At 72.2% G+C, this 22,619-nt stretch carries 20 protein-coding genes; 10 read left to right on the forward strand and 10 right to left on the reverse strand.

Going from position 1 to position 22,619, the window contains the following annotated elements; genetic code table 11:
- Nucleotides 1–26 precede the first annotated feature (26 nt).
- Both J7E22_RS13630 and J7E22_RS13635 read left to right on the forward strand, forming a co-directional pair.
- Nucleotides 27–329, forward strand: coding sequence for a YciI family protein (locus tag J7E22_RS13630; protein ID WP_214982353.1), 303 nt, complete (start codon nt 27–29; stop codon nt 327–329).
- A gap of 118 nt (nt 330–447) precedes the next feature.
- The gene (locus J7E22_RS13635; RefSeq protein ID WP_214982354.1) at nt 448–927 is read left to right on the forward strand and encodes a GNAT family N-acetyltransferase; all 480 of its coding nucleotides are present in this window, start codon (nt 448–450) and stop codon (nt 925–927) included.
- Nucleotides 928–1,081: 154 nt separating this feature from the next.
- Here the strand turns inward: J7E22_RS13635 and J7E22_RS13640 are convergent, their stop codons facing one another.
- Nucleotides 1,082–2,260: an NAD(P)/FAD-dependent oxidoreductase gene (locus tag J7E22_RS13640; RefSeq protein ID WP_214982355.1), complete on the reverse strand. Its 1,179-nt coding sequence runs from the start codon at nt 2,258–2,260 to the stop codon at nt 1,082–1,084.
- 329 nt (nt 2,261–2,589) lie between these two features.
- Between J7E22_RS13640 and J7E22_RS13645 the strand changes: the two genes are divergently transcribed.
- The 8 genes from J7E22_RS13645 (at nt 2,590) to J7E22_RS13680 (ending at nt 10,137) form a co-directional block, all read left to right on the forward strand.
- Entirely contained in the window at nt 2,590–3,144 is a 555-nt protein-coding gene (locus J7E22_RS13645) for an alternate-type signal peptide domain-containing protein (RefSeq protein WP_214982356.1), read from the forward strand.
- 107 nt (nt 3,145–3,251) lie between these two features.
- Nucleotides 3,252–3,827, forward strand: a complete 576-nt coding sequence (locus tag J7E22_RS13650; protein ID WP_214982357.1) for a M73 family metallopeptidase — start codon at nt 3,252–3,254, stop codon at nt 3,825–3,827.
- Nucleotides 3,824–4,705, forward strand: coding sequence for a hypothetical protein (locus J7E22_RS13655; RefSeq protein WP_214982358.1), 882 nt, complete (start codon nt 3,824–3,826; stop codon nt 4,703–4,705). Before J7E22_RS13650 ends, J7E22_RS13655 begins: the two co-directional genes overlap by 4 nt.
- Entirely contained in the window at nt 4,702–5,367 is a 666-nt protein-coding gene (locus J7E22_RS13660) for a signal peptidase I (protein WP_214982359.1), read from the forward strand. The genes J7E22_RS13655 and J7E22_RS13660 overlap by 4 nt, the downstream gene beginning before the upstream one ends.
- 127 nt (nt 5,368–5,494) lie before the next feature.
- A complete protein-coding gene (locus J7E22_RS13665; protein WP_214982360.1) occupies nt 5,495–6,022 on the forward strand; it encodes a hypothetical protein in 528 nt (175 codons plus the stop codon).
- Nucleotides 6,023–6,212: 190 nt separating this feature from the next.
- Nucleotides 6,213–7,688, forward strand: coding sequence for a cryptochrome/photolyase family protein (locus tag J7E22_RS13670; protein ID WP_214982361.1), 1,476 nt, complete (start codon nt 6,213–6,215; stop codon nt 7,686–7,688).
- Nucleotides 7,689–7,728: 40 nt separating this feature from the next.
- Nucleotides 7,729–9,054, forward strand: coding sequence for a GNAT family N-acetyltransferase (locus J7E22_RS13675; RefSeq protein WP_214982362.1), 1,326 nt, complete (start codon nt 7,729–7,731; stop codon nt 9,052–9,054).
- A gap of 105 nt (nt 9,055–9,159) precedes the next feature.
- A complete protein-coding gene (locus tag J7E22_RS13680) occupies nt 9,160–10,137 on the forward strand; it encodes a squalene cyclase (RefSeq protein ID WP_214982363.1) in 978 nt (325 codons plus the stop codon).
- Nucleotides 10,138–10,182: 45 nt separating this feature from the next.
- On the opposite strand, the gene J7E22_RS13685 is transcribed toward J7E22_RS13680, so the two are convergent.
- The 9 genes from J7E22_RS13685 to J7E22_RS13725 form a co-directional block, all read right to left on the reverse strand.
- Nucleotides 10,183–11,181 (reverse strand): ABC transporter permease, encoded by a 999-nt coding sequence (locus J7E22_RS13685; protein WP_214982364.1) that lies wholly within the window; start codon nt 11,179–11,181, stop codon nt 10,183–10,185.
- Nucleotides 11,178–12,116 (reverse strand): ABC transporter permease, encoded by a 939-nt coding sequence (locus J7E22_RS18295; protein WP_214982365.1) that lies wholly within the window; start codon nt 12,114–12,116, stop codon nt 11,178–11,180. Before J7E22_RS18295 ends, J7E22_RS13685 begins: the two co-directional genes overlap by 4 nt.
- Nucleotides 12,113–13,873, reverse strand: coding sequence for an ABC transporter ATP-binding protein (locus J7E22_RS13695; RefSeq protein ID WP_214982366.1), 1,761 nt, complete (start codon nt 13,871–13,873; stop codon nt 12,113–12,115). The genes J7E22_RS18295 and J7E22_RS13695 overlap by 4 nt, the downstream gene beginning before the upstream one ends.
- Nucleotides 13,870–15,537, reverse strand: coding sequence for an ABC transporter substrate-binding protein (locus J7E22_RS13700; protein ID WP_214982367.1), 1,668 nt, complete (start codon nt 15,535–15,537; stop codon nt 13,870–13,872). Before J7E22_RS13700 ends, J7E22_RS13695 begins: the two co-directional genes overlap by 4 nt.
- Nucleotides 15,538–15,758: 221 nt before the next feature.
- Nucleotides 15,759–17,027 (reverse strand): FAD-binding protein, encoded by a 1,269-nt coding sequence (locus tag J7E22_RS13705; RefSeq protein WP_214982368.1) that lies wholly within the window; start codon nt 17,025–17,027, stop codon nt 15,759–15,761.
- 11 nt (nt 17,028–17,038) lie between these two features.
- Nucleotides 17,039–18,556, reverse strand: a complete 1,518-nt coding sequence (gene araA, locus J7E22_RS13710; RefSeq protein ID WP_214982369.1) for an L-arabinose isomerase — start codon at nt 18,554–18,556, stop codon at nt 17,039–17,041.
- The gene (locus tag J7E22_RS13715; protein WP_214982370.1) at nt 18,553–19,272 is read right to left on the reverse strand and encodes an L-ribulose-5-phosphate 4-epimerase; all 720 of its coding nucleotides are present in this window, start codon (nt 19,270–19,272) and stop codon (nt 18,553–18,555) included. Before J7E22_RS13715 ends, araA begins: the two co-directional genes overlap by 4 nt.
- Nucleotides 19,269–20,951, reverse strand: coding sequence for a xylulokinase (locus tag J7E22_RS13720; RefSeq protein WP_214982371.1), 1,683 nt, complete (start codon nt 20,949–20,951; stop codon nt 19,269–19,271). The genes J7E22_RS13715 and J7E22_RS13720 overlap by 4 nt, the downstream gene beginning before the upstream one ends.
- A gap of 559 nt (nt 20,952–21,510) precedes the next feature.
- A complete protein-coding gene (locus tag J7E22_RS13725) occupies nt 21,511–22,509 on the reverse strand; it encodes a LacI family DNA-binding transcriptional regulator (RefSeq protein ID WP_214982372.1) in 999 nt (332 codons plus the stop codon).
- Nucleotides 22,510–22,619 lie beyond the last annotated feature (110 nt).

Genomic DNA, 22,619 nt, shown 5'->3' on the forward strand with positions numbered 1-22,619 from the left:
TCTCGGCAACCACGAAAGGAACCACCATGAGCGAGATCTTCACCGTCGAGTACGCCTACCCTGACGACACCACCCTGCAGGACGAGCACCGTCCGGCGCACCTGGCCTACCTCCGCGAGCGACTCGAGCAGGGCGAGCTCCTCCTCTCCGGTCCGTGGGGCGACGACGAGGCACCCGGTGGGCTGCTCGTCTACCGGGTCGCCGACCGCGCCCGCATCGACGAGATCGTCGGGAACGATCCGTTCGTCGTCAACGAGGTCGTCGCCAGGAAGGTCGTGCACCGCTGGCGCCCCATCGTGGGCCCGGCGTCCGCGGCCTTCGCCGACTGACCCCGCTTCGACGAGCACGACCATGACGATCCCGACCCCCGGTGCGCGTGCACGACGCTGCTAGCGTCGTCGGGTGATCGGTGATGCTCCTCCCGGATCGGTGAGAGCGGTCGGCCGCGTGCAGGTTCGACCGTTCTCGGAAGCGGACGTCGCTGACTTCCTCGCCTACCAGGGGCTTCCGGCCGTCCGTCGGTACCAGCCCGGCGAAGCGATGACAGCGGAGCAGGCCTCGGCCTTCGTGGCCGAGCAAGCGCGGCAGGACGCCACCCGGCGCGGAGTGTGGCACGGCCGGGCCGTCGAGCTCGTCGCGGAGCGCCGGGTGATCGGAGACGTCGGCCTCTGGGTTCCTGCGAGTCGACGCCGTCCCGCCGTCGCTGACCTCGGGTTCCAGATCGATCCGCAGTACCAGGGCCGGGGATACGCCCTCGAGGCACTGGAGGCCTTCCTACCGGTCGCTGTTCGAGACTTCACACTCGACCGCATCACGGCGTCGTGCCACGACGACAACCGCTCCTCCTGGCGACTCATGGAGCGCTTGGGGATGCGTCTGTGTCGCCGGTCGAACGGAGAACGGGAGTACACCCTCGACCTCCATTGACCCCGGATGGCTGACTCGTGCGGTCGGCGTGGTGCTCGCCATCGTCGGCGCGGACGTCTGCGGTGCCGACAGCCTGGCGACCTCGTCTGTGCGCTCGTCGCGACCGTCGTCGATCACGCAAACGCCTCGGTTGCGCGGGCCACGGACGGGACGATCAGGACCAGCGCATCGCGTAGAGCGAAGCCAGCCCACCGGCGGACGGGAGTGCCAGGGCGGACCGGAGCAGTGCCTCCCGGGCGGCCAACGCAACGCCCACTGCCGGGCGCCCGAGCGCCGTGTTCACCTCGGCCTGCGTTGCTGCGCGACGGGCCGCGCCCTGTCGCTGCCGGGCGTAGGCCGGCCACGGGCCGGACGCTCCGCTGCGGACCGCGTCGACGAGGATCGGGGCCAGCGCCGCGGCGTCGAGCCATCCCAGGTTCATGCCCTGCCCGCCGATCGGGCTGACCTCGTGCGCGGCGTCTCCGACCAGGACGACCCGACCGATGCCGACCCGCTCGGCGAACTGCCGCCGCGCACGGAACGCGCTGAGCATGGAGCACGACCCGGGGTCGGGTTGCGCTCCGGTCCGGTCGCGCACGATCGCCGCGAGCTCGGATGCGTCAACGTGGTCGCCGTGCGCGCTGCGGTCGGGATGATCCGACATCCCGACCAGGGCGACGTACCGACGGCGTCCGCCCGGCAGCGGGAACGACTCCACCACGCCGGACGGCCCGACGTCGACCAGGGCCGACCCGCGGCGGGCGGCGTCCTCCGGGTCCGCGAAGTCGCCCATCGCGTAGCGCCCCGGGTACTCGCGACCGCCCCGGGCGATGCCGAGCAGGTCCCGCACGGTGCTTCGTGCCCCGTCCGCCCCGACGACGAACCGTGCGCGGAGGGCGATCGGAACGCCGGACGGGTCCGACCCGGCCGCGTCGACGCCGCCGTCCACGGCGGTGATGCCGGTGATGGTGACGCCGACGCGCAGCGCCGACGGGTTCAGGGCCCCGAGCCGAGCACGCAGCAGGGACTCGGTCCGGTGCTGGTCGAGCGTCGCCACGTAGGGGTGCGTCCGTGACGCGTGCGCGAACGACAGCGTGCCGAGGGTCCGGCCACGACTCGTCGCGACGCCCGTCCGCACGAGCGCTGCCTCGGCGAGCACCGGCGCGAGCACGTCGATCGTCGCGAAGGCGTCGAGGGAGGGCGGGTGGATGCCGATCGCCCGAGACCCCTCGGGAGGGCCGCTCCGCCGCTCCCACACCAAGACGTCGACACCGGCCGACGCGAGGAGCGCGGCCAGGAACACCCCGACCGGGCCGCCGCCGACGACCAGCACGTCCGTGCGCTCTGAGGGCATGTCCTGGAGCCTACGGAGGCGCTCCCGACGTGTCCGCAGGTCGGGGTACAACGGTGTCCGCACTTGGGTGGACTGAAAATGACCCCCGAAGTGGGTACATGCATATGCATGTTTCAACTTGTCCGCCATTTGGGGGACAGCTATCGTCGTCAGCAGAGCGAGTCCAGCCCGCACGAGCAGCTTTCCTGTTCCGGAGCCCGGCGACCGTTCCCGGCAAAGGTCAGCCGCGACCTCCGGGAACCCGAGGTCGATGACACCGTCCCGTCGCACGCCAGCCCGAATCGTGTGCGCCGGCCACAGCGCTGCCACAGCGCAGAACGGACCCCCTCGTGCACAAGATCCTCACCGGAACCATCGCCGGAGCAGCCGGCGTCGCCCTCCTGCTCGGCGGAGCCGGCACCTTCGCGCTCTGGAACGCCAACGCCTCGAGCGCTGCGTCCTCGGTCGCCTCCGGCACCCTCACCCTCAGCGCGAACAACGACGGCGCATGGACCGACATCACGAACGGTCACTCGACGCCCATCAACCCCTCGACGGCCCTCATGGTCCCGGGCAACACGTACCAGGTCACGCAGACGCTCACGATCGGCGCCACCGGGCAGGACCTCAAGGCCAACCTGACCTACGCGAACCAGAGCATCACCGGCGATGCCGCGCTGCTCGCCGCGACGACGAAGACGCTCGCCGTGACGTCGACCAGCGCCTCGGTCGTGCAGTCCCCCTCGACCGCCAACACCTTCGTCGTGTCGCCGTCGTCGGCGACCTCGACGGTCAAGGTCGTCTTCACGATCGCCCTGCCGTCCTCCGCCACCACGGGCCAGGGCGGATCGATCAACGTCGGCGCCCTCGCGTTCACGCTGACGCAGACCGCGATCGGTTCCTGATCGCGCGCCGGGCCGCGGAGGGTCCCTGATCCACCGTCCGCGACCCGGCAGCAGCAGAACCAGCAGCGGAACCAGCACGAGCACGTCGATCGACCGAGGGGACGGACATGCGGACACCACGCAGCACGGCGCGACACCGCGCCGTGCGCCGGGTCCGCTGGTTCTGGCCCACCGTCCTGACCCTGGTCGTCGCCGTGGCCACCACACTCCTCGGCACCAGCGGCACGTACGCGCTGTGGAACGGTTCCGCGAGCACGAGCGGGTCGACCGTCCGGTCCGGCACCGCGGCGATCGCCGTCGGACCACTGTCCGCGATGAACACGTCGGCGCTCGGGCCGGGGACCTCGGCCACCGGGACCTTCACGGTCCGGAACACGGGCACCATCCCCCTGACGATGCGCGTCACGACGACCGCCACGACGGCGTCCAACCCGGCCGTGCTCGGTGAGCTGACCCTCCGCCTGTCGGTCGTGGCGTCCGCGGCCGACTGCACCGCGAGCAGCGGTGGCGCGAGCGGTCGACTCGCGAGCTTCGACACCGGGAGCAGCTCGTACACCCTCCCCGCCGGCGCGGGCGGGACGGGCTGCGCCGTGCTCACGCTCGACACCGACGCCCCGCAGTCCGTCGCGGGTGCCGTGGCGAACTTCACGCTCACCGTGACCGGGACGCAGGTGACCCCGTGACCCGCCGACTGCGCGTGCTGCTCGCCGTCCTCCTCACGGTCGTCTTCGTGGGTGCGGGCTCGTCGGCCGCCTGGGCGCTCTGGAGCACGACCGGGACCGTCGCCTCCAGCGTGTCCGTCGGCACGGTGTCCGCGTCGATCGGCAACACGACCGCCGCGACCACGACGTTCTCGTCCTCGGTCCCGACCGTGACCGCCCCGCTGACCCTGTCGAACCCGGGCACGCTCGGCGGGACGACCTCGACGAGCGTCGCCGTCACCGGCGGGAGCTCCGCGCTGGCCGCCGCGATCACCGTCGTCGCATGGCCGGTTGCGAGCGCCACGGCGTGCACGACCACGACGACCACCGGCGCGGGAGCGGTCTCCGGCACCTGGGCCTCCCTGCCGAGCCTGCGCTCCACACTCTCCCCCGGCGCCGCCGCCGTGTGGTGCGTCCGCAGCACACCGACGTCATCGGCACCTGCCTCGAGCACCACCACCATCACGCTGTCGCTCGCGGTCACGACCGGGTCGTGGACGAGCACCACGGTCCGGAGCACCTTCTCGATGGCGACCGCGGCGGCGGCACCGGCAGCGACCTGCACCGACCACAGCGGCAACTACGTCGACATCGCCTGGCCCACGTCGTCCCGCCCCGCCGACACCTGGTACGCCGCGTACGTCAACGGCACGATGGTCGGTGACCGGCAACAGTCCTACTACGGCCGCGTCACCCTCGCACCGAGCCAGATCCCGGCCACGGTCGCGTCGAGCGGGACCATCACCGTCGTCGTGAAGGTGCTCGACAGCGCGGGCAACCCGACCAGCACCGTCGCGGGCACGACGCCCGTCACCCTCTTCACCCAGAACAACGGGCCCGCCATCCGGTGCGGCGCATGACCCGGGCACACCGAGCGGAGACCGCCACGAACCCGACCCGCACCACGCGGCGGCCACGCCCCGAACGCACCGGGTGGCGGGCGGTCGTGTCCGCGATCACGCTCGGGATCAGCACCGGATTGCTCCTGCTGGTCAGCGCACTCGCGGTCGTGCTCATCGTCATCCCGAAGGCGACCGGGTCGATGCCGCTCACCGTCCTGACGCAGTCCATGGAGCCGTCGCTGCCCCCGGGGACCCTGGTGGTCGTCCGACCGACGCCGGTGGACCAGATCCGGGTCGGGGACGTCGTCACCTACCAGATCGTGTCCGGCCAGCCGGCCGTCATCAGCCACCGGGTCGTCTCGATCGCGTCGTCCACGACGGGAGCGCGGACCTTCGTGCTCAAGGGTGACAACAACGCCCACGCCGACCCCGCGCCGGTCACCGCCGCGCAGATCCGAGGGGTCGTCTGGTACAGCCTGCCGGACCTCGGGTACGTCAACCAGCTGGTGAACGGCTCCCGGAGCTGGCTCATCCCGACGGTGGCCGGTGTGCTGCTGACGTACGGCGGGGTGATGATCACGGTCGGGCTCGTCGGGGCGGCGCGGAAGCGGAAGCGGGACCGCCGGGGCGGCGGTCGGCGTGGAGGCGCGCACATCGCCGACGACGCACGGTCGGCCTGAGGGGTCCAGACGTCGCGCGTCGGGGCGCGGCCGCGGTGTCGGGGGATCCTGTCTCGGCGGGTCCCGTCTCGGCGGGTCCCGTCTCGGCGGGTCCCGTCTCGGCGGGTCCCGTCTAGGCTCTGGGGACGTGATGGACGGTGTGCAGCGAGCGCGCGAGCTGCTCGACGACGCAGCAGGACGCCTCCGTGCCGCCGGCGTCCGTGACGAGGCCCTCGCCGAGTACGTCGAACCACGATCGGTGCTCGGCATCCGCCGCGAGCCGACCATGCGGTCACTCGGCCGGGTCTGGCGGATCGGAGCCCTGCTCGTCGGCGCGTCCGACGACAGCGTCGGCTGCGTCTGGGCGACGGGCTCGATCACGCGTGTCACCGACCCCGGGCGATCGCAGTTCCAGTCCGTCTCCGCCGAGGTCCGCCGCGCGTACCGTGCGGCCGCCGCGAAGGGACACTTCGCGGACGGCGACACCGTCAACCACGGCGCGACGCCGATCCCGCTCGACGACACGCTCGTCGGCTCCCCCGGCGCGCTCTTCGTCGAGGACGGCGTCCCCCTCGTCCGGTGGTCCGCGACCGCCGGTGCCGCCGTGCCGCTCGCCGACTACCTCCGCGACCGGGTCGGGCTCCTCGTCAACCCGCCGCGCGGCGCGACCGACTGATCGCCGCGCGGCGCGACCGGCTGATCGCGGCGCGACGGCACGCCGGAGCAGGGCCGGTGCGCTGCTGCGGGTCCGCTGCGCTGCCGCGGGCCGGCTGTCCGACCGATGGTCCGCCGGACGCGACCCGGGGTACGCGAGGCGAGCCGCGCCTCCAGGCCGGTGCCCCGTCCCGCCGGGTACCGTCCCCGGCATGACCGAGCAGCGGCGACGCCTGATCCTGCCCGGGCAGTACGGACCGCAGTTCGACGACGGCGGGCCCACCGTCGTGGTCGAGGCCCTCGAGTTCCTCACCACCCGTCCCGTGCACCGGGCGAAGGCCCACCTGTGGCTCAGCGCGCTGCGACACCGCGTCCGGGAACTCGGCGAGCGGGCGGAACACGTCCGCGTCGACACGGTCCGACAGGCGCTCGTCGGGCGGGACGACCTGGAGGTCATCGACCCGCCGTCCCGCGTCCTCCGCGCCCAGGTCCGCCACTGGGGTCACGGCACCCGGGTCCTGCCGAGCCGCGGGTTCGTCACCGACGAGGCCGAGTTCGCGGAGTGGGCGGCCGAGGGCACCGGCCGCTTCCTGATGGAGGCGCACTACGAGCGGGTCCGGCGGCGCGAGGGGTGGCTCATGCACGGCGACCAGCCCGTCGGTGGGACCTTCAGCACGGACGAGCAGAACCGCGAACCACCACCGCGCGGTGCGACGACCCTGGGGCTGCCGGAGCCGTGGTGGCCCGTCGAGGACGACGTCGACGAGCAGGTCCGTCACGACCTCGACCGGCTCGAACGGGACGGCACGGTGCGGTTCGTCGGACGCGACGACCGGCGGCGGTTCGCCGTCACCGCGGACGAGGCCGAGCAGGCACTCGAGGACTTCGTGGCCGTGCGGCTCGGGGACTTCGGGCCGTTCGAGGACGCCGTGCTCACGAACGACTGGACGATGGCGCACTCGCTGCTCAGCGTGCCGATGAACCTCGGCGTGCTCGATCCGCGGCGGGCGATCACCGCGGCGCTCGACGCCCATGCCTCCGGAGGCGCGCCGCTGTCCAGCGTGGAGGGGTTCGTCCGGCAGGTCGCCGGCTGGCGCGACTATGTGTGGCACCTCTACTGGTGGCTCGGTGACGACTACGGTACGTCCGAGAACGCCCTCGGTGCCACGCAGCCGTTGCCCCGGTGGTGGCAGGAGCTCGATCCCACCGAGGTCGACGCGGTCTGCATCAGCACCGCGGTGGAGGGGCTCCGCGACCACGGGTGGCTGCATCACATCCAGCGACTCATGGTCCTCGGCAACTGGGCGCTGCAGCGCGGGTACGACCCGCTGGCGCTCACCGAGTGGTTCACGGACGTGTTCGTCGACGGCACGGACTGGGTGATGCCGGCGAACATCATCGGGATGTCGCAGCACGCTGACGGCGGGGTCGTCGCCACGAAGCCGTACGCGTCCGGCGGGCGGTACATCGACCGGATGTCGGACCACTGCGGTGGGTGCCGGTACGACCCGACGAAGCGGCTCGGGGAGGACGCCTGCCCGTTCACCGCCGGGTACTGGGCCTTCCTGGAGCGGGCCGAACCGGCGTTGCGGGGGAACCGGCGGATGGTCCGGCCGTTGCAGCAGATGCGGGGACTGGCGGACCTGGAGGCCGTGGTGGCGCAGGAGGCCCGGCGCAGCATGCCGTGACCCCTGTCACGTCCAACCCCGGCACCGATAGTGTCGAACCGTGAGCAACGAGGCATTCGACGACCGCTACGAGCTGCGCGAGTTCGCGCCCGGGACGGACGACCAGGGGGCACCGAACGCCGAGACCGAGGGCTGGATGCAGGCCGTCGGCCTCGGGTTCCACGAGCCACACCCCGGCGACGAGCACGCCGCGCGCATGGTCGGGCACTTCGTCGAGGACGACAACACCTGGCTCGGCGCCTACGTCCGGCACCCGCAGCCCGGTTCCGTGGACGAGACCTGGCCCGCCGGCACCTTCGCCTGGTTCCACAAGGCACTCAGCTGGGGCGACGGCTCGTCCATCGACACGCAGGCGATCTCCGCCGTGACGGTCCGGCCCACCGAGCGCCGACGCGGGATCCTCCGTCGCATGATGACGCACGCGCTCGAGCGCGGTGTGGCCGACGGGTACGCGATGGCCTCCCTCACCGCGTCAGAGGGCACGATCTACCGCCGCTTCGGCTTCGGCAGCGCGATCCGCGAGCGGGCCGTCCGCGTCCGGCGCGACCGCGCCCTGCCGTTCCTCGCGCCGACGAGCGGCACCGTCGCCGTGGTCACCCCCGAGTGGCTCGCGGGCGGCGTCGGCCGCTCGGTGTTCGACCGGTTCAACGCCCGCACGCCCGGCTCGATGGTCCGGAACGCCGGCACGTGGCCGGTCGCCCTCGGTCTGCTCGGCCTGGACGGCGAACCCGCGAAGGGCGTCCGCGCCGCCGTGCACCGTCCCGACGGGTCCGACGAGGTCGACGGCTACGTCACCTGGCGCGTCGCCGAGGGAGCGACCCGGGACAGCGACACGGTCCTCACCATCGTCGACCTGGTCTACGCGACCGACGAGGCGTACCTGTCGCTGTGGGAGTTCCTGCTCTCGATCGACCTGAACGACGTCGTCAAGTACAGCCGCTCGCGGCTCGACGACCCGATCGTCGCCGCGCTCGGGGACAACCGTGCGTACGACGTCGAGCACGAGGAGGACCACGTCTGGCTCCGAGTCCTCGACGTGCCGCGGGTGCTCGCGTCGCGTCCGTACGCGGTCGACGGGTCGCTGACGCTCGCCGTGACCGACGCGCTCGGCTTCACGACGGGGACGTACCGTCTCGACGTCCTGGAGGGCCGGGGCAGCGTCACACGGGTCACGAACGACGTCGACGCGGCCGGGTCTGACCTCCAGCTCGACGTCGCCGACCTCGGTGCGCTGCTGATCGGCTCGGTCTCGCCGCGGACCCTCGCGTCCGCGGGGCTCCTCCGCGCGGTGGACCCGGCCGCACCGGCACTCCTCGCGGCGATGTTGACGCCGCTCCGGACCCCGCACGGCATCACGTACTTCTGACGTGGGGTCGACCGTCCCGGCGTCTGACACCGGGACGGCCGAACCGCCCGATGGGCTCCTCCTGCCCGCCACGCGTCGCGCGGTGACGGCGTAGCCTGACTCGCCATGGACGACACGGTGGTCGACTGGCTCCTCGACGCGGACCCGGCGCTCCGGTGGCAGACCGAACGGGACCTGCTCGACGCCCCCGCCACCACGTGGCAGGCCACGCGGGCACGGGTCGCGACCGAGGGGTTCGGTGCGGCGCTCCTCGCCCGTCAGGACCCGGACGGCCAGTGGGCGGGCGGGGCCTACTTCCCCGGCGACTTCGCGTTCGACGGCCCTGAAGCACGGCAACCCGGCCAGCCCTACACGGCGACGACCTGGTCGCTCAACGCGCTGCGCGACTGGGGGCTCGATGCCGCCGTGCTCGGGGACACCGCGGCGCGGCTCGCGGCGAACAGTCGGTGGGAGTACGACCAGCTGCCCTACTGGGGTGGCGAGGTCGACTGCTGCATCAACGCCTTCACCCTGGCGAACGGTGCGTGGCTCGGCGCCGACGTCGACGGGATCGCCGACTGGCTGCTCGAGCACCAGCAGGCCGACGGCGGCTGGAACTGCGAGTGGGTGGAGGGCTCGACGGTGTCGTCCTTCCACTCGACCCTGAATGTGCTGGACGGGCTGCTCGACCACGAGCGGCGGACGGGCGGCCGGCACCCGCGCGCTGCTGAGCTCCGCGCAGCGCGACACCGTGGCGCCGAGTACCTGCTCGAACGGCGACTGCTGTACCGGAAGTCGGACGGCACGGTCGTAGGTCCCTGGGTGCACGAGTTCGCGTACCCGTTCCGGTGGATCTACACGGCGCTCCGCGTCACCGACCACCTGCGGGCTGCGGCGCTCCAGGACGGGACCGCTCCCGATCCGCGCGCGGCGGACGCCGTCGACGTCGTGCGACGGGCCCGCACCGACGACGGTCGCTGGCTCCAGGGCGAGCGGCCACCGGGACGGCAGTGGTTCGAGGTCGACGTGCCCACGGGCGAGCCGTCCCGGTGGTTGACGCTCTCCGGCACCCGCGTGTTGCGGTGGTGGGAAGCGACGACGTGAGGTGCGCGCCCGGGTGAGCCGCGCCTCCAGGCCGGACCCGGGGACCTACGCGCGCCGGCGCACCCGCGGGTCGACGAATGCGTAGACCACGTCGACGATCACGTTCGCGGTGACGATCAGCAGCGCCGAGAACAGCGTGAAGCCGACGACCACCTGCAGGTCGAGCGTGTGCACGGCGTCGATGAGGAGCGCGCCGAGCCCCTGCATCGAGAACACCTTCTCGGTGATGACGGCACCGCCGAGCAGCGACCCGAGGTCGAGCCCGAACAGGGTCACCACGGGCAGGATCGCGGTCCGCAGCCCGTGCCGCACGACGACCTGCCGCTCACGGAGGCCCTTCGCGCGGGCGGTGCGGACGAAGTCCTGCGACATCGACTCGAGCATCTCGCCGCGCGTCAAGCGTGCGTAGATCGCCGCGCTGATGAACGCGAGCACGCACCACGGCAGGATCAGGTGCGTGAACCACCCGACGGGGTCGTCCCCGAACGCGACGTACCCGCTCGTGGGCAGGATCCCGAGGACGAACCCGAACAGCAGGATCGCGAGCAGGCCGACCAGGTACGACGGCGAGGACACCCCGGCGACCGCGACGGTCATCACCGCACGGTCGACGAACGTCCCCCGCCGGAGCGCGGACAGTGCGCCCCCGGCGACCCCGGCCACGAGCCAGAGCACCGCGGCACCGATCGCGATGGAGGCGGTGACGGGCAGACGAGACAGGATCAGGTCGGTGACGCTCTGGTGCAGCTGGAACGAGTACCCGAAGCACGGGGCCGCGCAGTGGATGACGGATGCGCCGCTGCCGAACGTGCGTCCGGTGAAGATGCCCGCCAGGTAGGCGCCGAACTGCGCCAGCCAGGGCTTGTTCGTGCCGAGGAACGCCTGCACCTCGCGCAACCGGTCGGGCGTGCAGGGCTTGTCGCAGATCGCACGGGCGGGGTTCGTCGGCAGGAGCATGAACAGGGCGTAGGTGATCGCCGCGACCACGAGCAGGACGACGACGGCCCCGAGCACCCGGATCCCGATGAACTTCAGGGCGTTCACCGGGTGCCTCCGCGGGGGTCGAGGGCGTCGCGCAGGGCGTCGCCGAGCACGTTGAACGCCAGGGTGACGAGGAACAGTGCCACGCCGGGGAACACCAGGTACATCGGGTCGGTCTGCACCCAGCCGATGGCGTCGCCGATGCTGCGCCCCCACGACGGCGTCGGCGGGTTCACGCCGACGGCCAGGAAGGACAGCGCGGCCTCGGCACCGATCATCGACGGGATCGAGATGGTGGCGTAGACCGTGATGGTCGCCGCCAGGTTCGGGAGCAGCTGCGTGCGGATGACGTGCCACCGTCCGGCGCCCATCGCCGTCGAGGCGACGACGTAGTTGCGGCTGACCAGCGACAGCGTCTGCCCGCGGACGACGCGGGCGACCGACGGCCAGCCGAAGAAGCCGATCACCAGCACGACCAGGACGGGCTTCGGGAACGACGTCGGCACGATCGCGGTCAGCGCGATCATGAACACCAGCGACGGGAACCCGAAGATGACGTCGACGATCCGCGACAGCACCCGGTCGTACCAGCCGCCGAAGAACCCGGTGGTGACGCCGACCAGCACGCCGATGACGATCGACACCAGGGTCGCGGCCAGGCCGATGCCGAGCGAGGTCCGCGCGCCGTAGGTCACGATCGCGAACAGGTCCCGGCCGGTGAGGGGCTCGACGCCGAACCAGTGTTGTGCGCTGATCCCGCCGGCCGGGCCGCTCGGCGCCCCGAACGAGTTGAGGGCGTCGATGTTGTAGCCGTACGGGTCGTGCCCGGTGATCGCGGCGATGAGCGGAGCGGCGACCGCGACCACGATGAACACGGCGATGACGATCGCGGAGGCGACGGCCCAGCGGTCCTGCCGCACCCGACGGACAACCGAGCGGAACCCGGTGCTCCGTCCCGCGGCCGCGGCGACCGGCCGGTCGACGACGTTGACGGTCACGAGGCCATCCCTTCCCACTCGCGCCACGCTTCGCGCCGCGCCGCCTGTCGCACGGGGTCGGCCACGGGTGCGGCGGCGAGGAGCATGCGCGTGTAGTCCTGTTGCGGTTCGTCGAGCACCGCGTCGGTGGTGCCACGCTCGACGACTCGACCGTCGCGGAGCACGACGACCTCGTCGGCGAGCTGGCGGACGACCGCGAGGTCGTGGCTGATGAGCAGCATGCCGAACCCGAACTCGACCTGGAGCACGGACAGCAGGTCGAGCACCGCCGCCTGCACGGTGACGTCGAGGGCCGACGTGGGTTCGTCGGCGATCACCAGGGCGGGCCGGAGCGCGAGGGCCCGGGCGACCGCGACGCGCTGCCGCTGTCCGCCGGAGAGCTGGTGCGGGAACCGCTCGGCCCAGGTCGGGTCGAGCTGCACGGCGATGAGCAACTCGCGGACCCGGGCGCGTCGTTCGTCCGCGGACTCGGTGCCGTGCACGAGCAGGGGTTCGGCGATGCTCCACCCGATGGTCTGGCGGGGGTTCAGCGACGAGGCCGGGTCCTGGAACACGATGCCGACGCGGCTGCGGAGCTCGCGGAGCCGCTTGCCGCGCGCCGTCCGCAGGTCGCTGCCGTCCACCTCGACGGAACCGGCGACGACCGGCACGAGGCCGGCCAGCGCGCGCCCGATCGTGGACTTGCCGGAGCCCGACTCCCCGACGAGGCCGAGGGTCTCGCCAGCGCGGAGTTCGAAGCTGATCCCGGACACCGTGGGCTCGCCGCGGCGGGTGTAGCGGACGGCCACGTCGCGCAGCTGCGCGACCACCGGCCGGGAGGCGCGGCTCGCGCCCGGCGCGCCGCTCGCGCCCGGCGTCGCGTCCGGTGCCGTGTCCGGTGCCCCGGGACTCGGGCTGGGCGACACCGCTCGCGCTGCCGAGCCCGAGAACGGTCGCTCAGGCCGAGACTCGGCGTCCGCAGTGCGACCGGGCCGCGCCTCCAGGCCGGGGACGGCGGCGAGGAGCTCGCGGGTGTAGTCGGCAGTCGGGTGGGCGAAGACGTCGGCGACGCTGCCGTGCTCGACGGGGTCGCCGCGGCGCATCACGAGCACCTCGTCGGCGACGTCCGCGACCACGCCCATGTCGTGTGTGATGAGCAGCACGGCCAGGGAGCGCTCGCGTCCCAGGGTGCGGAGCAGGTCGAGGATCCCGGCCTGCACGGTGACGTCCAGCGCGGTGGTCGGCTCGTCCGCGATGAGCGCCACCGGGTCACCGGCGAGGGCCATCGCGATCATGGCGCGCTGCAACTGCCCGCCGGACAGCTCGTGCGGGTACGCCTTCCGGATGCGTTCGGGGTCACGGAGTCCGGCGGACCGCAGCAGCTCGTCCACGCGGGCCGACACCGCCGCACGGTCCAGGTCGGTCGGGTGCGCCCGGACGGCCTCGGTGATCTGGGTCCCGATCGACAGGACCGGGGTGAACGAGTTCATCGGCTCCTGGAACACGACGCCGATGCCGGCACCGCGCACCGCACGGAGGGCGTCGTCGGACGCCCCGACGAGCTCGGTGCCGCGGAACCGGATGCTGCCGGAGACGCGGGCCTCGGGCGGCAGCAGTCCGAGGATGCTCATCGCGCTGACCGACTTGCCCGAGCCGGACTCCCCGACCAGGGCGAGGACCCGGCCGGGGGTCAGCGTGAAGGAGACGTCACGGACGACGGGCTCCGCGTCGCCGAACGCGACGCGGAGCCCCTCGACCTCGAGCAGCGGTGCACTCACTTGGCGAGCGTCACCTTGAGGTAGTTCGGGTAGGCCGGGAAGTCCGCGACGTGGAAGTCCTGGACGTTCGAGCCGGCGAGGAACGACTGCTTCGCGTAGATCAGCGGCACGACCGGGGCGTCCGCCATGATCTTCTTGTCGGCCTCGGCCCAGAGCTTCTCGGCGGCCGAGCGGTCGGCGGTGCCCGTGGCCTTGGCGATCAACGCGTCGACGGCGGGATTGCTGTAGTGCGAGACGTTGTAGCCACCCGAACCGATCTGCGACGACGCGTAGAGCGGCTGGATGTTGGCGTTCGCGCTCGGGAAGTCGGGCTGCCAGCTGAACAGGACCAGGTCGTAGTCGCTGCCGTTCGTCGCATCGGTGTAGAACGAGTCGCTGTCCGCCTGCTTCAGCGTGACCGTGACACCGGCGCGCTTGAGGCCGGCCTGCAGGGCCTGCGACTCGGCGAGCGACGACGGGTCGTTCGGCGTGAGCAGGGTGAGCTTGAGGTTCCCGGCGCCCGCGTCCTTCAGGAGCGACTTCGCCTTCGCGACGTCACCGGTGTCGCTCGCCTTGTACAGGTCGTAGTCCTTGCGGCCCTCGATGCCCGGCGTGATGAGCGTCGACGCGTAGGTGCCGGCGAGGGCGCCACCGGCAGCGATCCGGTACGACTTCCGGTCCACCGCGTACTGCAGCGCCTGGCGGACCTTGAGGTCCTTCAACTGACCCTTCTGGGTGTTGATCGCCATGTACTGGATCGGGCCGGCCTTCGACGTCGCCAGGCGACCCTGCGCGGACGGGTTGCTCCGCACCTGGTTCAGCTCGGCGGCACCGAGGTACGTGGCACCGAAGGAGTTCTTCGCGTCACCGTTGTCCGCGATGAGCGTCTGCGTCACGGTCGACGGGTCCTGGCTCTCTTTGAAGACCACCTTCGACGGACCGGCGGTGCGGACGTCGTCGGTCTTCGCGGACCAGTTCTTGTTCCGCACGAGCGTGATCTGCGTGCCCTGCGTGTTCGACTGCACCTGGTACGGGCCCGAGGCGACGGGCTTGGCGTCGTAGGCACCGGTGTCGGTGCCCTGCCCTTGTGGAACCGGAGCGAACGCGGGCATCGACGCGAGCCACGGCCAGTCGCCGTACGCCGCGTTGAGCTTGAAGACGATCGTCGAGGCGTCGGGCGTCTCGATGCTGTTCAGCGTCTTGCCGTCGAACGGCCCCTTGTACGCGTCACCGCCGACGAGCAACGACTTGTGGTAGCTCAGCCCGCCGGTCAGGGTCGGGGCGAACGAGCGCTCGATCCCCCACTTGATGTCCTTCGTGGTGATCGCGGAGCCGTCCTGGAACTTCAGCCCCTTCTTCAGGTGGTACGTCCAGGTCTTGCCGCCGTCGCTCGAGTCGCCGGTCGTCGTGGCGAGGTCCGGCACGACCTTCGCGGTCTTGCCGGGCTCGACATCCCACGCGGTCAGGCGGCGGAGCACCAGACCGAGCGTCGTGATGTTGAGGTTCTGGCTCGTCGCCGGGTCGAGGTGCACCGCGGTCGACGTCGTGAGGATGTTGAGCGTGCCGCCCTTGGACGTGCCGCCCGACGCGGTGCCGGAAGCGCCCCCGCCCGAGCAGCCGGCGAGTGCCAGGGCTGCTGCAGCGGCCACCGCCGCGGTGATGGTCAGGCGCTTCGGTCGTCTCATGACGATGACTCCTCGTGGGGTGTGGTGGCGCGGGCGGGGCCGCGGCGGGAGGCTCGGCATCGGGTTCCCGGGCGGCGTCCATCCTGACACCGCCGGTCGAGCCCGACCGAATCCCGCGTGCGACGGACGTCGCACGACGTAACGGTCCAAGTGCCGACGCCCTGCCCGCTATTCCCGATGCGTTCGCAACGAGTTCCCCCCGCGCGAAGCGGCCCAGGGCGTCAGGAGAGGGCGCGGGCCAGGAACGGGTTGCGGAAGCGCCCGGTCGGGTCGAGGTCACGCGCGAGTGCCGCGAAGTCGGACAACCGCGGGTACGCCGCCTGCAGCCGCTCGACGCTGACCGCCGACACCTTCCCCCAGTGCGGCCGCGGGTCGAACGGCGCGAGCACCTCCTCGATCCGGAGCACGGCGGCCTCGACGGCTGCCGGGTGCCGCCGGAACGTGAAGTGGATGCCCACCGATGCCCGCTCGGACGACGGCGCGAGCCACGCGGTGTCCGCGGCGATCGTCCGGACCTCCGCGGCGATGAGTAGCGGCGCGAACAGCCCGGCGAGGGGACGGAGCGCCCGCAGCGCGTCGACCGCCAGCGCCGCGGGGACGAGGTACTCCGCCTGGATCTCGGCACCGGTCGACGGGGTGAACTCCGACCGGAAGTGCGGCAGCCGCTCGGACCACGGTCCGGGGACGCCGCCCTGCTCCGTGACGCCGGCCGGGTCGTTGTCACCCGGGTGGATCGGCCCGGTCGCCGGCACGGCCCCGAGCGCGACCAGGTCGACGCTGGGTTCCGGCTGGTCGAGACGGCGCTTGACCCACACCTGGCGAGCGCCCCGGTCGTCGAACGACGTGAAGAGCGAGACCGAGTAGGCGTCGGACACGATCTCGGTGAAGTGGGACTCGACGGCCTCCCACGGCAGGTCCAGGTGCACGGTCGTGGCGACCTGGAACGACGGCTCGATCGCGAGCTCCACCGCGGTCACGACGCCGAGGGCACCCAGCGCGACCCGGTGCGCGTCGAGTGCGCCGTCCGGCGAACCGGCGTCGACGTGGTCGAGTTCGCCGGAGGCCCGGACGACCTCCAGCCCGACGACCGCCTGCGCGAGCGAGGGGTTGCGCACCCCCGATCCGTGCGTACCGGTGGCAACCGCCCCGGCGACGGAGATGTGCGGCAGGGACGCGAGGTTCGCGAGGGCCCAGCCACGTGCCTCCAGGCCGGCCGCGACCTGCGCGTGCGTCATGCCGGCGGCGACCCGCACGACCTGGCGGGACGCGTCGATGTCGAGGACGGGTGGCAACCCGGCCAGCGCCAGCTGGGCGCCGTCGGTGTCGGCGATCCGGTTGAAGGAGTGCCGTGAGCCGAGCGCCGTCAGGCGCGGCGTGGTCGCGACGAGCTGCTGGACCTCGGCGACCGAGGTCGGCTCCAGCAGGATCGGAGCGGTGTAGGCGATGTTCCCCGCCCAGTTCGTTCGCGTCGTCGCGACCACGTCGGTCATGGCAGCAGTCCTCAGAACCCGCGGTCCAGGCGGTGCCAGGTCTGCTGCAGCCGCAGCTCGTCGCGGAAGCCGCGCGCCGTGGTGTGCTCGTCGATGACCAGGAACTCGGTGCCGACCATCGTCGCGAAGTCCTCGACGACCTGCAGGCCGACGGCGGTGGTCATCACGGTGTGGTGGGCGGCCCCGGCGGTGAGCCAGGCCTCGGCGGCGACGGGGAACGACGGTCGCGGTTCCCAGACGGCACGACCGACCGGCAGGTTCGGCAGGGCCTCGGTCGGGGGCACCACGTCGACGACGTTCGCGGTCAGGCGGAACCCGTCGCGGGTGTCGGAGAGCGCGACCACGACCGCTTCGCCGGCGTCGGCGGTGAAGACCAGGCGCACCGGGTCGTCCTTGCCACCGATGCCGAGCGGGTGGATCTCGAGCGTCGGGGTGGTCGACGTCAGGGTCGGCGAGACCTCGAGCATGTGCGCACCGAGGATCTTCTCGGCACCCGGGGTGAGGTCGTAGGTGTAGTCCTCCATGAGCGACGCACCACCGGACAGCCCGGCACCGGCGACGTTCATCGCTCGGACCAGGACCGCGGTCTTCCAGTCGCCCTCTGCGCCGAAGCCGTACCCGTCGGCCATCAGCCGCTGCACCGCGAGGCCGGGCAGCTGCTTGAGCGTGCCGAGGTCCTCGAAGTTGGTGGTGAAGGCCGCGGAGTCGTTCTGCGCGAGCAGGGCGCGGAGCCCGATCTCGATCGCGGCACCGTCGCGGAGGGCCTGGCGGCGCTCCCCGTCGGCGCGCAGCGCGGGGACGAGGTCGTACGACTCGTCGTAGACGGCCACGAGCGCGTCGACCTGTTCGTCGGTCGCGGCGTCCACCGCCGCCGCGAGCTCGTTCACGGCCCAGGTGTTGACCTGCACGCCGAGCTCGATCTCGGCCTCGGTCTTGTCACCCTCGGTGACCGCGACGTACCGCATGTTGTCGCCGAAGCGCGTCAGCTTGAGCTCCCGAACCGCAGCAGCGGCGGCGGCGGCACGGGTCCAGTTCGCGACGCGCTGCTGCACGCGCTCGTCGGACACGTGTCCGATGGCGGTGGCGTGCCGGACACCGAGCCGCGCCAGCATGTACCCGAACTCGCGGTCGCCGTGCGCCGCCTGGTTCAGGTTCATGAAGTCGAAGTCGATGTCCGCCCACGGCAGGGTGACGTTCGCCTGGGTGTGCAGGTGCAGGAGCGGCTTCGTGAGGGCCTGCAGGCCGCCGATCCACATCTTGGCGGGGCTGAAGGTGTGCATCCACGTGGTGACGCCGATGACCTTGTCGTCCGCGCTCGCCTCGATGAGCGCGCGGCGGATGCCGTCGGCGTCCTTCAGGACGGGCTTCCAGACGAGCTTCACGGGCAGGGCAGCCGCGAGCACTTCGTGCACGGCGCGGGACTGCTGCTCGACCTGGCGGAGGGTCTCCTCGCCGTAGAGGCCCTGGCTGCCGGTGAGGAACCAGACCTCGTAGCCGTCCAGTGTTGCTTGCGGGTCGACCTGCGTCATCGCATGGCTCCTTCGGGGTTCTGTCCGTAGACGTTCTGGTAGCGATCGAAGAGTCGATCGATGTCCTCGGGGGCGATCGGCACGAGGTCGCCGCCCTGCTTCGCGATGTGCACGGTGCGTGCGACGTCCTCGCACATCACCGCGGCCTTCACGGCGTCCTTCGCGTCCTTGCCGATCGTGAACACGCCGTGGTTCTGCATGAGGACGGCTCGGGAGCGGTGGCCGCTCAGCGTCTCGACGATGCCGTGGCCGATCGAGTCGTCGCCGATGATCGCGAAGGGGCCGACCGGGATCGGTCCGCCGAACTCGTCCGCCATCGCCGTGATCACGCAGGGGATCTCCTCGGCGCGGGCGGCCCAGGCGGTGGCGTAGGTGGAGTGCGTGTGCACGACGCCACCGACCTCGGGCATGTTCCGGTAGACGTAGGCGTGCGCGGCGGTGTCCGAGCTCGGCCCGTGCGCGTTGCCCCAGCCCTCGGCCGGAACGCCGTCGAGCGTGCAGACCACCTGGTTCTCGGGCGTCAGGTCGTCGCTCGAGACGCCGGACGGCTTGATGACGAACAGGTCGGTGCCGGGGACGCGCTCGGAGACGTTGCCGCCGGTCCAGATCACCAGGCCGTAGCGGACCAGTTCGCCGTGCAGGCGGGCGACGCGCTCGCGGGTGCGGGCGACGGCCTCCTGGGTGGTCGCGTCGTGCTGGTCCGGTGCGTCGGTCATCGGGTCGTTCCTTCGTTCTGGAGGGCCGGCTCGGCCCCGTCGTGCGCGTCGCCGCCGTCGGTGGTCGCGCTCGCGCCGGTCGTGGCGGCCGCGGTGGCCTGGACGGGCAGGGCCCTGCGGTACCGCTCGAGGTACGACGTGAACCCTTCCACGTCGCGCGGCTGCGGCTCGGCGACCTGTCCGGCCGTCCCGCCGAACACGGTGTCGGCCAGGAAGTCGGCGAGCGCGTGCTCGGTGTGCTCGAGGTACGCCGCGAGGACGGCGATGCCCCACGCACCGCCCTCCCCCGCGGTCTCCTCGAGCGCGACCGGCACCCGCAGGGCCGCGGCGAGCAGCTGCTGCGGCGCGCCGGGGGTGCGGAAGAGCCCGCCGTGCGCCGTCATCCGGTCGACCGTGACGCCCTCGGCGTGCAGGACCTCCATGCCGATCGCGAGCGTGGCGAACGCGCCGTGCACCTCTGAGCGGATCAGGTTGCCCAGGGTGAAGCGGCTGTCCGGGGTGCGGAGCAGCAGGGGTCGGCCGTGTTCGACGTGCGTGACGGGTTCGCCGGCCAGGTAGTTGAACGACAGGAGACCGCCGGCGTCGGGGTCGGCGTGCTCGGCCTCGTCGAGGAGCGTCCGGTACACCGCATCGGCGTCGAGCGGGGTACCGGCAGCCTCGGCGAAGCGTCCGAAGACCCGTGCCCAGCTCGCGATCTCGCTCGCGCCGTTGTTGCAGTGCACCATGGCGACGGCATCACCGGACGGCGTCGTGACAATGTCGAGTTCCTCGTGCGCGGTACCGAGGGGCTGCTCGAGCACGACCATCGCGAAGATGCTGGTGCCGACGCTGACGTTACCGGTGCGGGGTGCGACCGCGTTCGTCGCGACCATGCCCGTGCCGGCGTCGCCCTCGGGCGGGCAGAGCGGCACCCCGGGCTGGAGCGCCCCGGTCGGGTCCAGCCACGCCGCACCCTCGGGTGTCAACGCTCCGGCGTCCATGCCCGCCACGAGCACCTCGGGCAGGAGCGCGCGGAGGTCCGGCACACCGATCAGGTCCTGCGCGGTCGTGAGCATCGCCGCGTCGTAGTCGCGGGTGCCCGGGTCACCGGGGCCGCTGTCGGCGGGCGTCGAGTCGATCGGGAACAGCCCGGACGCGTCACCGACCCCGAGGACGTCGCGACCCGTCAGGCGGCGGTGGACGTACCCGGCGAGCGTGGTGATGCCGGCGATCCGGGCGACGTGTGCTTCGTCGTCGAGGACGGCCTGGTACAGGTGCGCGATCGACCAGCGGAGCGGGATGTTGAACCCGAGCGCGGCGCTGAGGCGTTCCGCGGCGGGGCCCGTCGAGGTGTTGCGCCAGGTGCGGAACGGCACCAGGAGCACCCCGTCGGCGTCGAACGCCAGGTAGCCGTGCATCATCGCGGAGACGCCGGCGGCGCGGAAGGTCGTGGGTCGGACGTCGTACTGCGCCTCGACGTCGGCGACGAGGGCGGCGTACGCGGCACGGAGGCCGGTCTCGACCGCCTCGAGCGAGTACGTCCAGCGGCCGTCGACGAACTCGTTCTCCCACTCGTGGAAACCGGCGGCGATCGGGACGAGGTCCTCGTCCACCAGGCACGCCTTGATGCGGGTCGAACCGAGTTCGATGCCGAGCGTCGTGCGGCCGTCCAGGACCTGTTGCCTGCGGTCGTGGCTCATGCAGTCCTCCCAGACCTCGTCGTCCCTCGTGAGCGCTCACATCCTGGCACGTGAGCGCTCACTCTCGCAACGCCGCCGCGCCGCCCGGCCCTCGCAGTTGTTGCGCAGGGGATACCGCGCCAGTCCCGTGCCACCCCGACCTCGAGCGGGCCGTTTTCGTCACCCCCGAGCCGCCCCCGCGACGACTTCCGCCCGCCCGGCGAACACGAGCGGCACGTCCAGCCCACTCACGGCGCACTCGTGGCGCCGGTGTGGCGCAGGAGGGGCCGCGCGAGTCTCGCGTCGCCCCGCCCCCGAGCGGGCCTTTTTCGTCACCGTCGGGCCGCCCCCGCGACGACTTCCGCCCGCTCGACGAACGCCGGCGGCACGTCCTACCCACTCGTGGCGCGCTCGTGGCGCAGGGGATACCGCGCCAGTCCCGTGCCGCCCCGACGCCGAGCGGGCACTCTTCGTCACCCTCGGCCCGTCCCCGCGACGACTTCCGCCCGGTCGACGAACGCGAGCGGCGCGTCCTGCCCGCTCGACAGCTCCGACCTCGGAGGCAGCGGCAGCGGACCGCCTACGCGCCGACGGTGGACTCGCGGATGACCAGGGACGGGGTGACCGTCGCCGACGCTGGCGCCCCACCCTCGATCAGGTCGAGCAACGCCCGCCCCGCCACCCGACCGAGCTCCTCGAGCCGCAGGTCGACCGTGGTGAGCGGCGGCCGGCTCGCGAGCGCCATGACGTCCCAGTCGTCGAACCCGGTGACCGCGACGTCCTCCGGCACCCGCTTCCCGAGCTCCCGCAGCCGGTCGCAGACCCCGCGCGCGACCTGGTCGCTCCCGCAGACGATCGCGTCGACGTCCGGCGTCGTCCGCGCGAGCACGTCGACCGCCTGGCGCCCCCAGCGCTCCGACCACTCGCCGTACAGCGGCGGTGCGACGAGCCGGTCACCGAGCACCCCGGACGCACCCGCGACGCGGCGGACGGCCGACCGGTGTCGTTCGGGGCCGGTGACCAGGGCGACCCGGCTCCGCCCGAGCGACACCACGTGCTGCGCGACGAGCGCCGCACCAGCAGCGTCGTCGAGCGTGACCGACACGTCCGCGTCCGAGGTCGACGGAGTGAACGCGTACACGACGGGGATGGACACGTCGATCGGCGGGCGGGCATCGGCGGACCGCCCGGTGACGATGATCCCGTCGACCCCGCGGGCGACGAGGGACCGGAGGTAGTGGGCCTCGCGCACGTGGTCGTCGCGGGTGTCGCAGAGCAGCACCGCCATCTGCCCGGCGGACAGGGCGTCCTCGGCGCCGAGGAGCACCGGGATCGAGAACCGCCCGAACGAGTCCGTGGTGATCATCCCGACCGTGTAGGTCCGGCCGGAGGACAGCGCACGAGCCCGGGCGTCGCCGACGAACCCGAGCTTCTCGGCGGCTTCCTTGACCCGGAGCCGGGTGGAGTCGCGGAGCTGCCCCGTGCCGTTCAGTGCCTTCGACGCGGTCCCGATCGACACCCCGGCGAGCGCCGCCACGTCGGTGATCCGGACGGGCTGTCGCGTGCGCTCGAGGGTCACGGCAACTCCTTTCCGGGTCAGGATGTGGAGGAGATCATACGTGACTCCGAGCAATCAGCCCTTGCGCGCCTCCCGATCGTGTCGTAACGTCCCCCGCAGAAACCGTTTTC

This window comes from Curtobacterium sp. ISL-83 (assembly GCF_018613895.1).
Lineage (GTDB): Bacteria > Actinomycetota > Actinomycetes > Actinomycetales > Microbacteriaceae > Curtobacterium.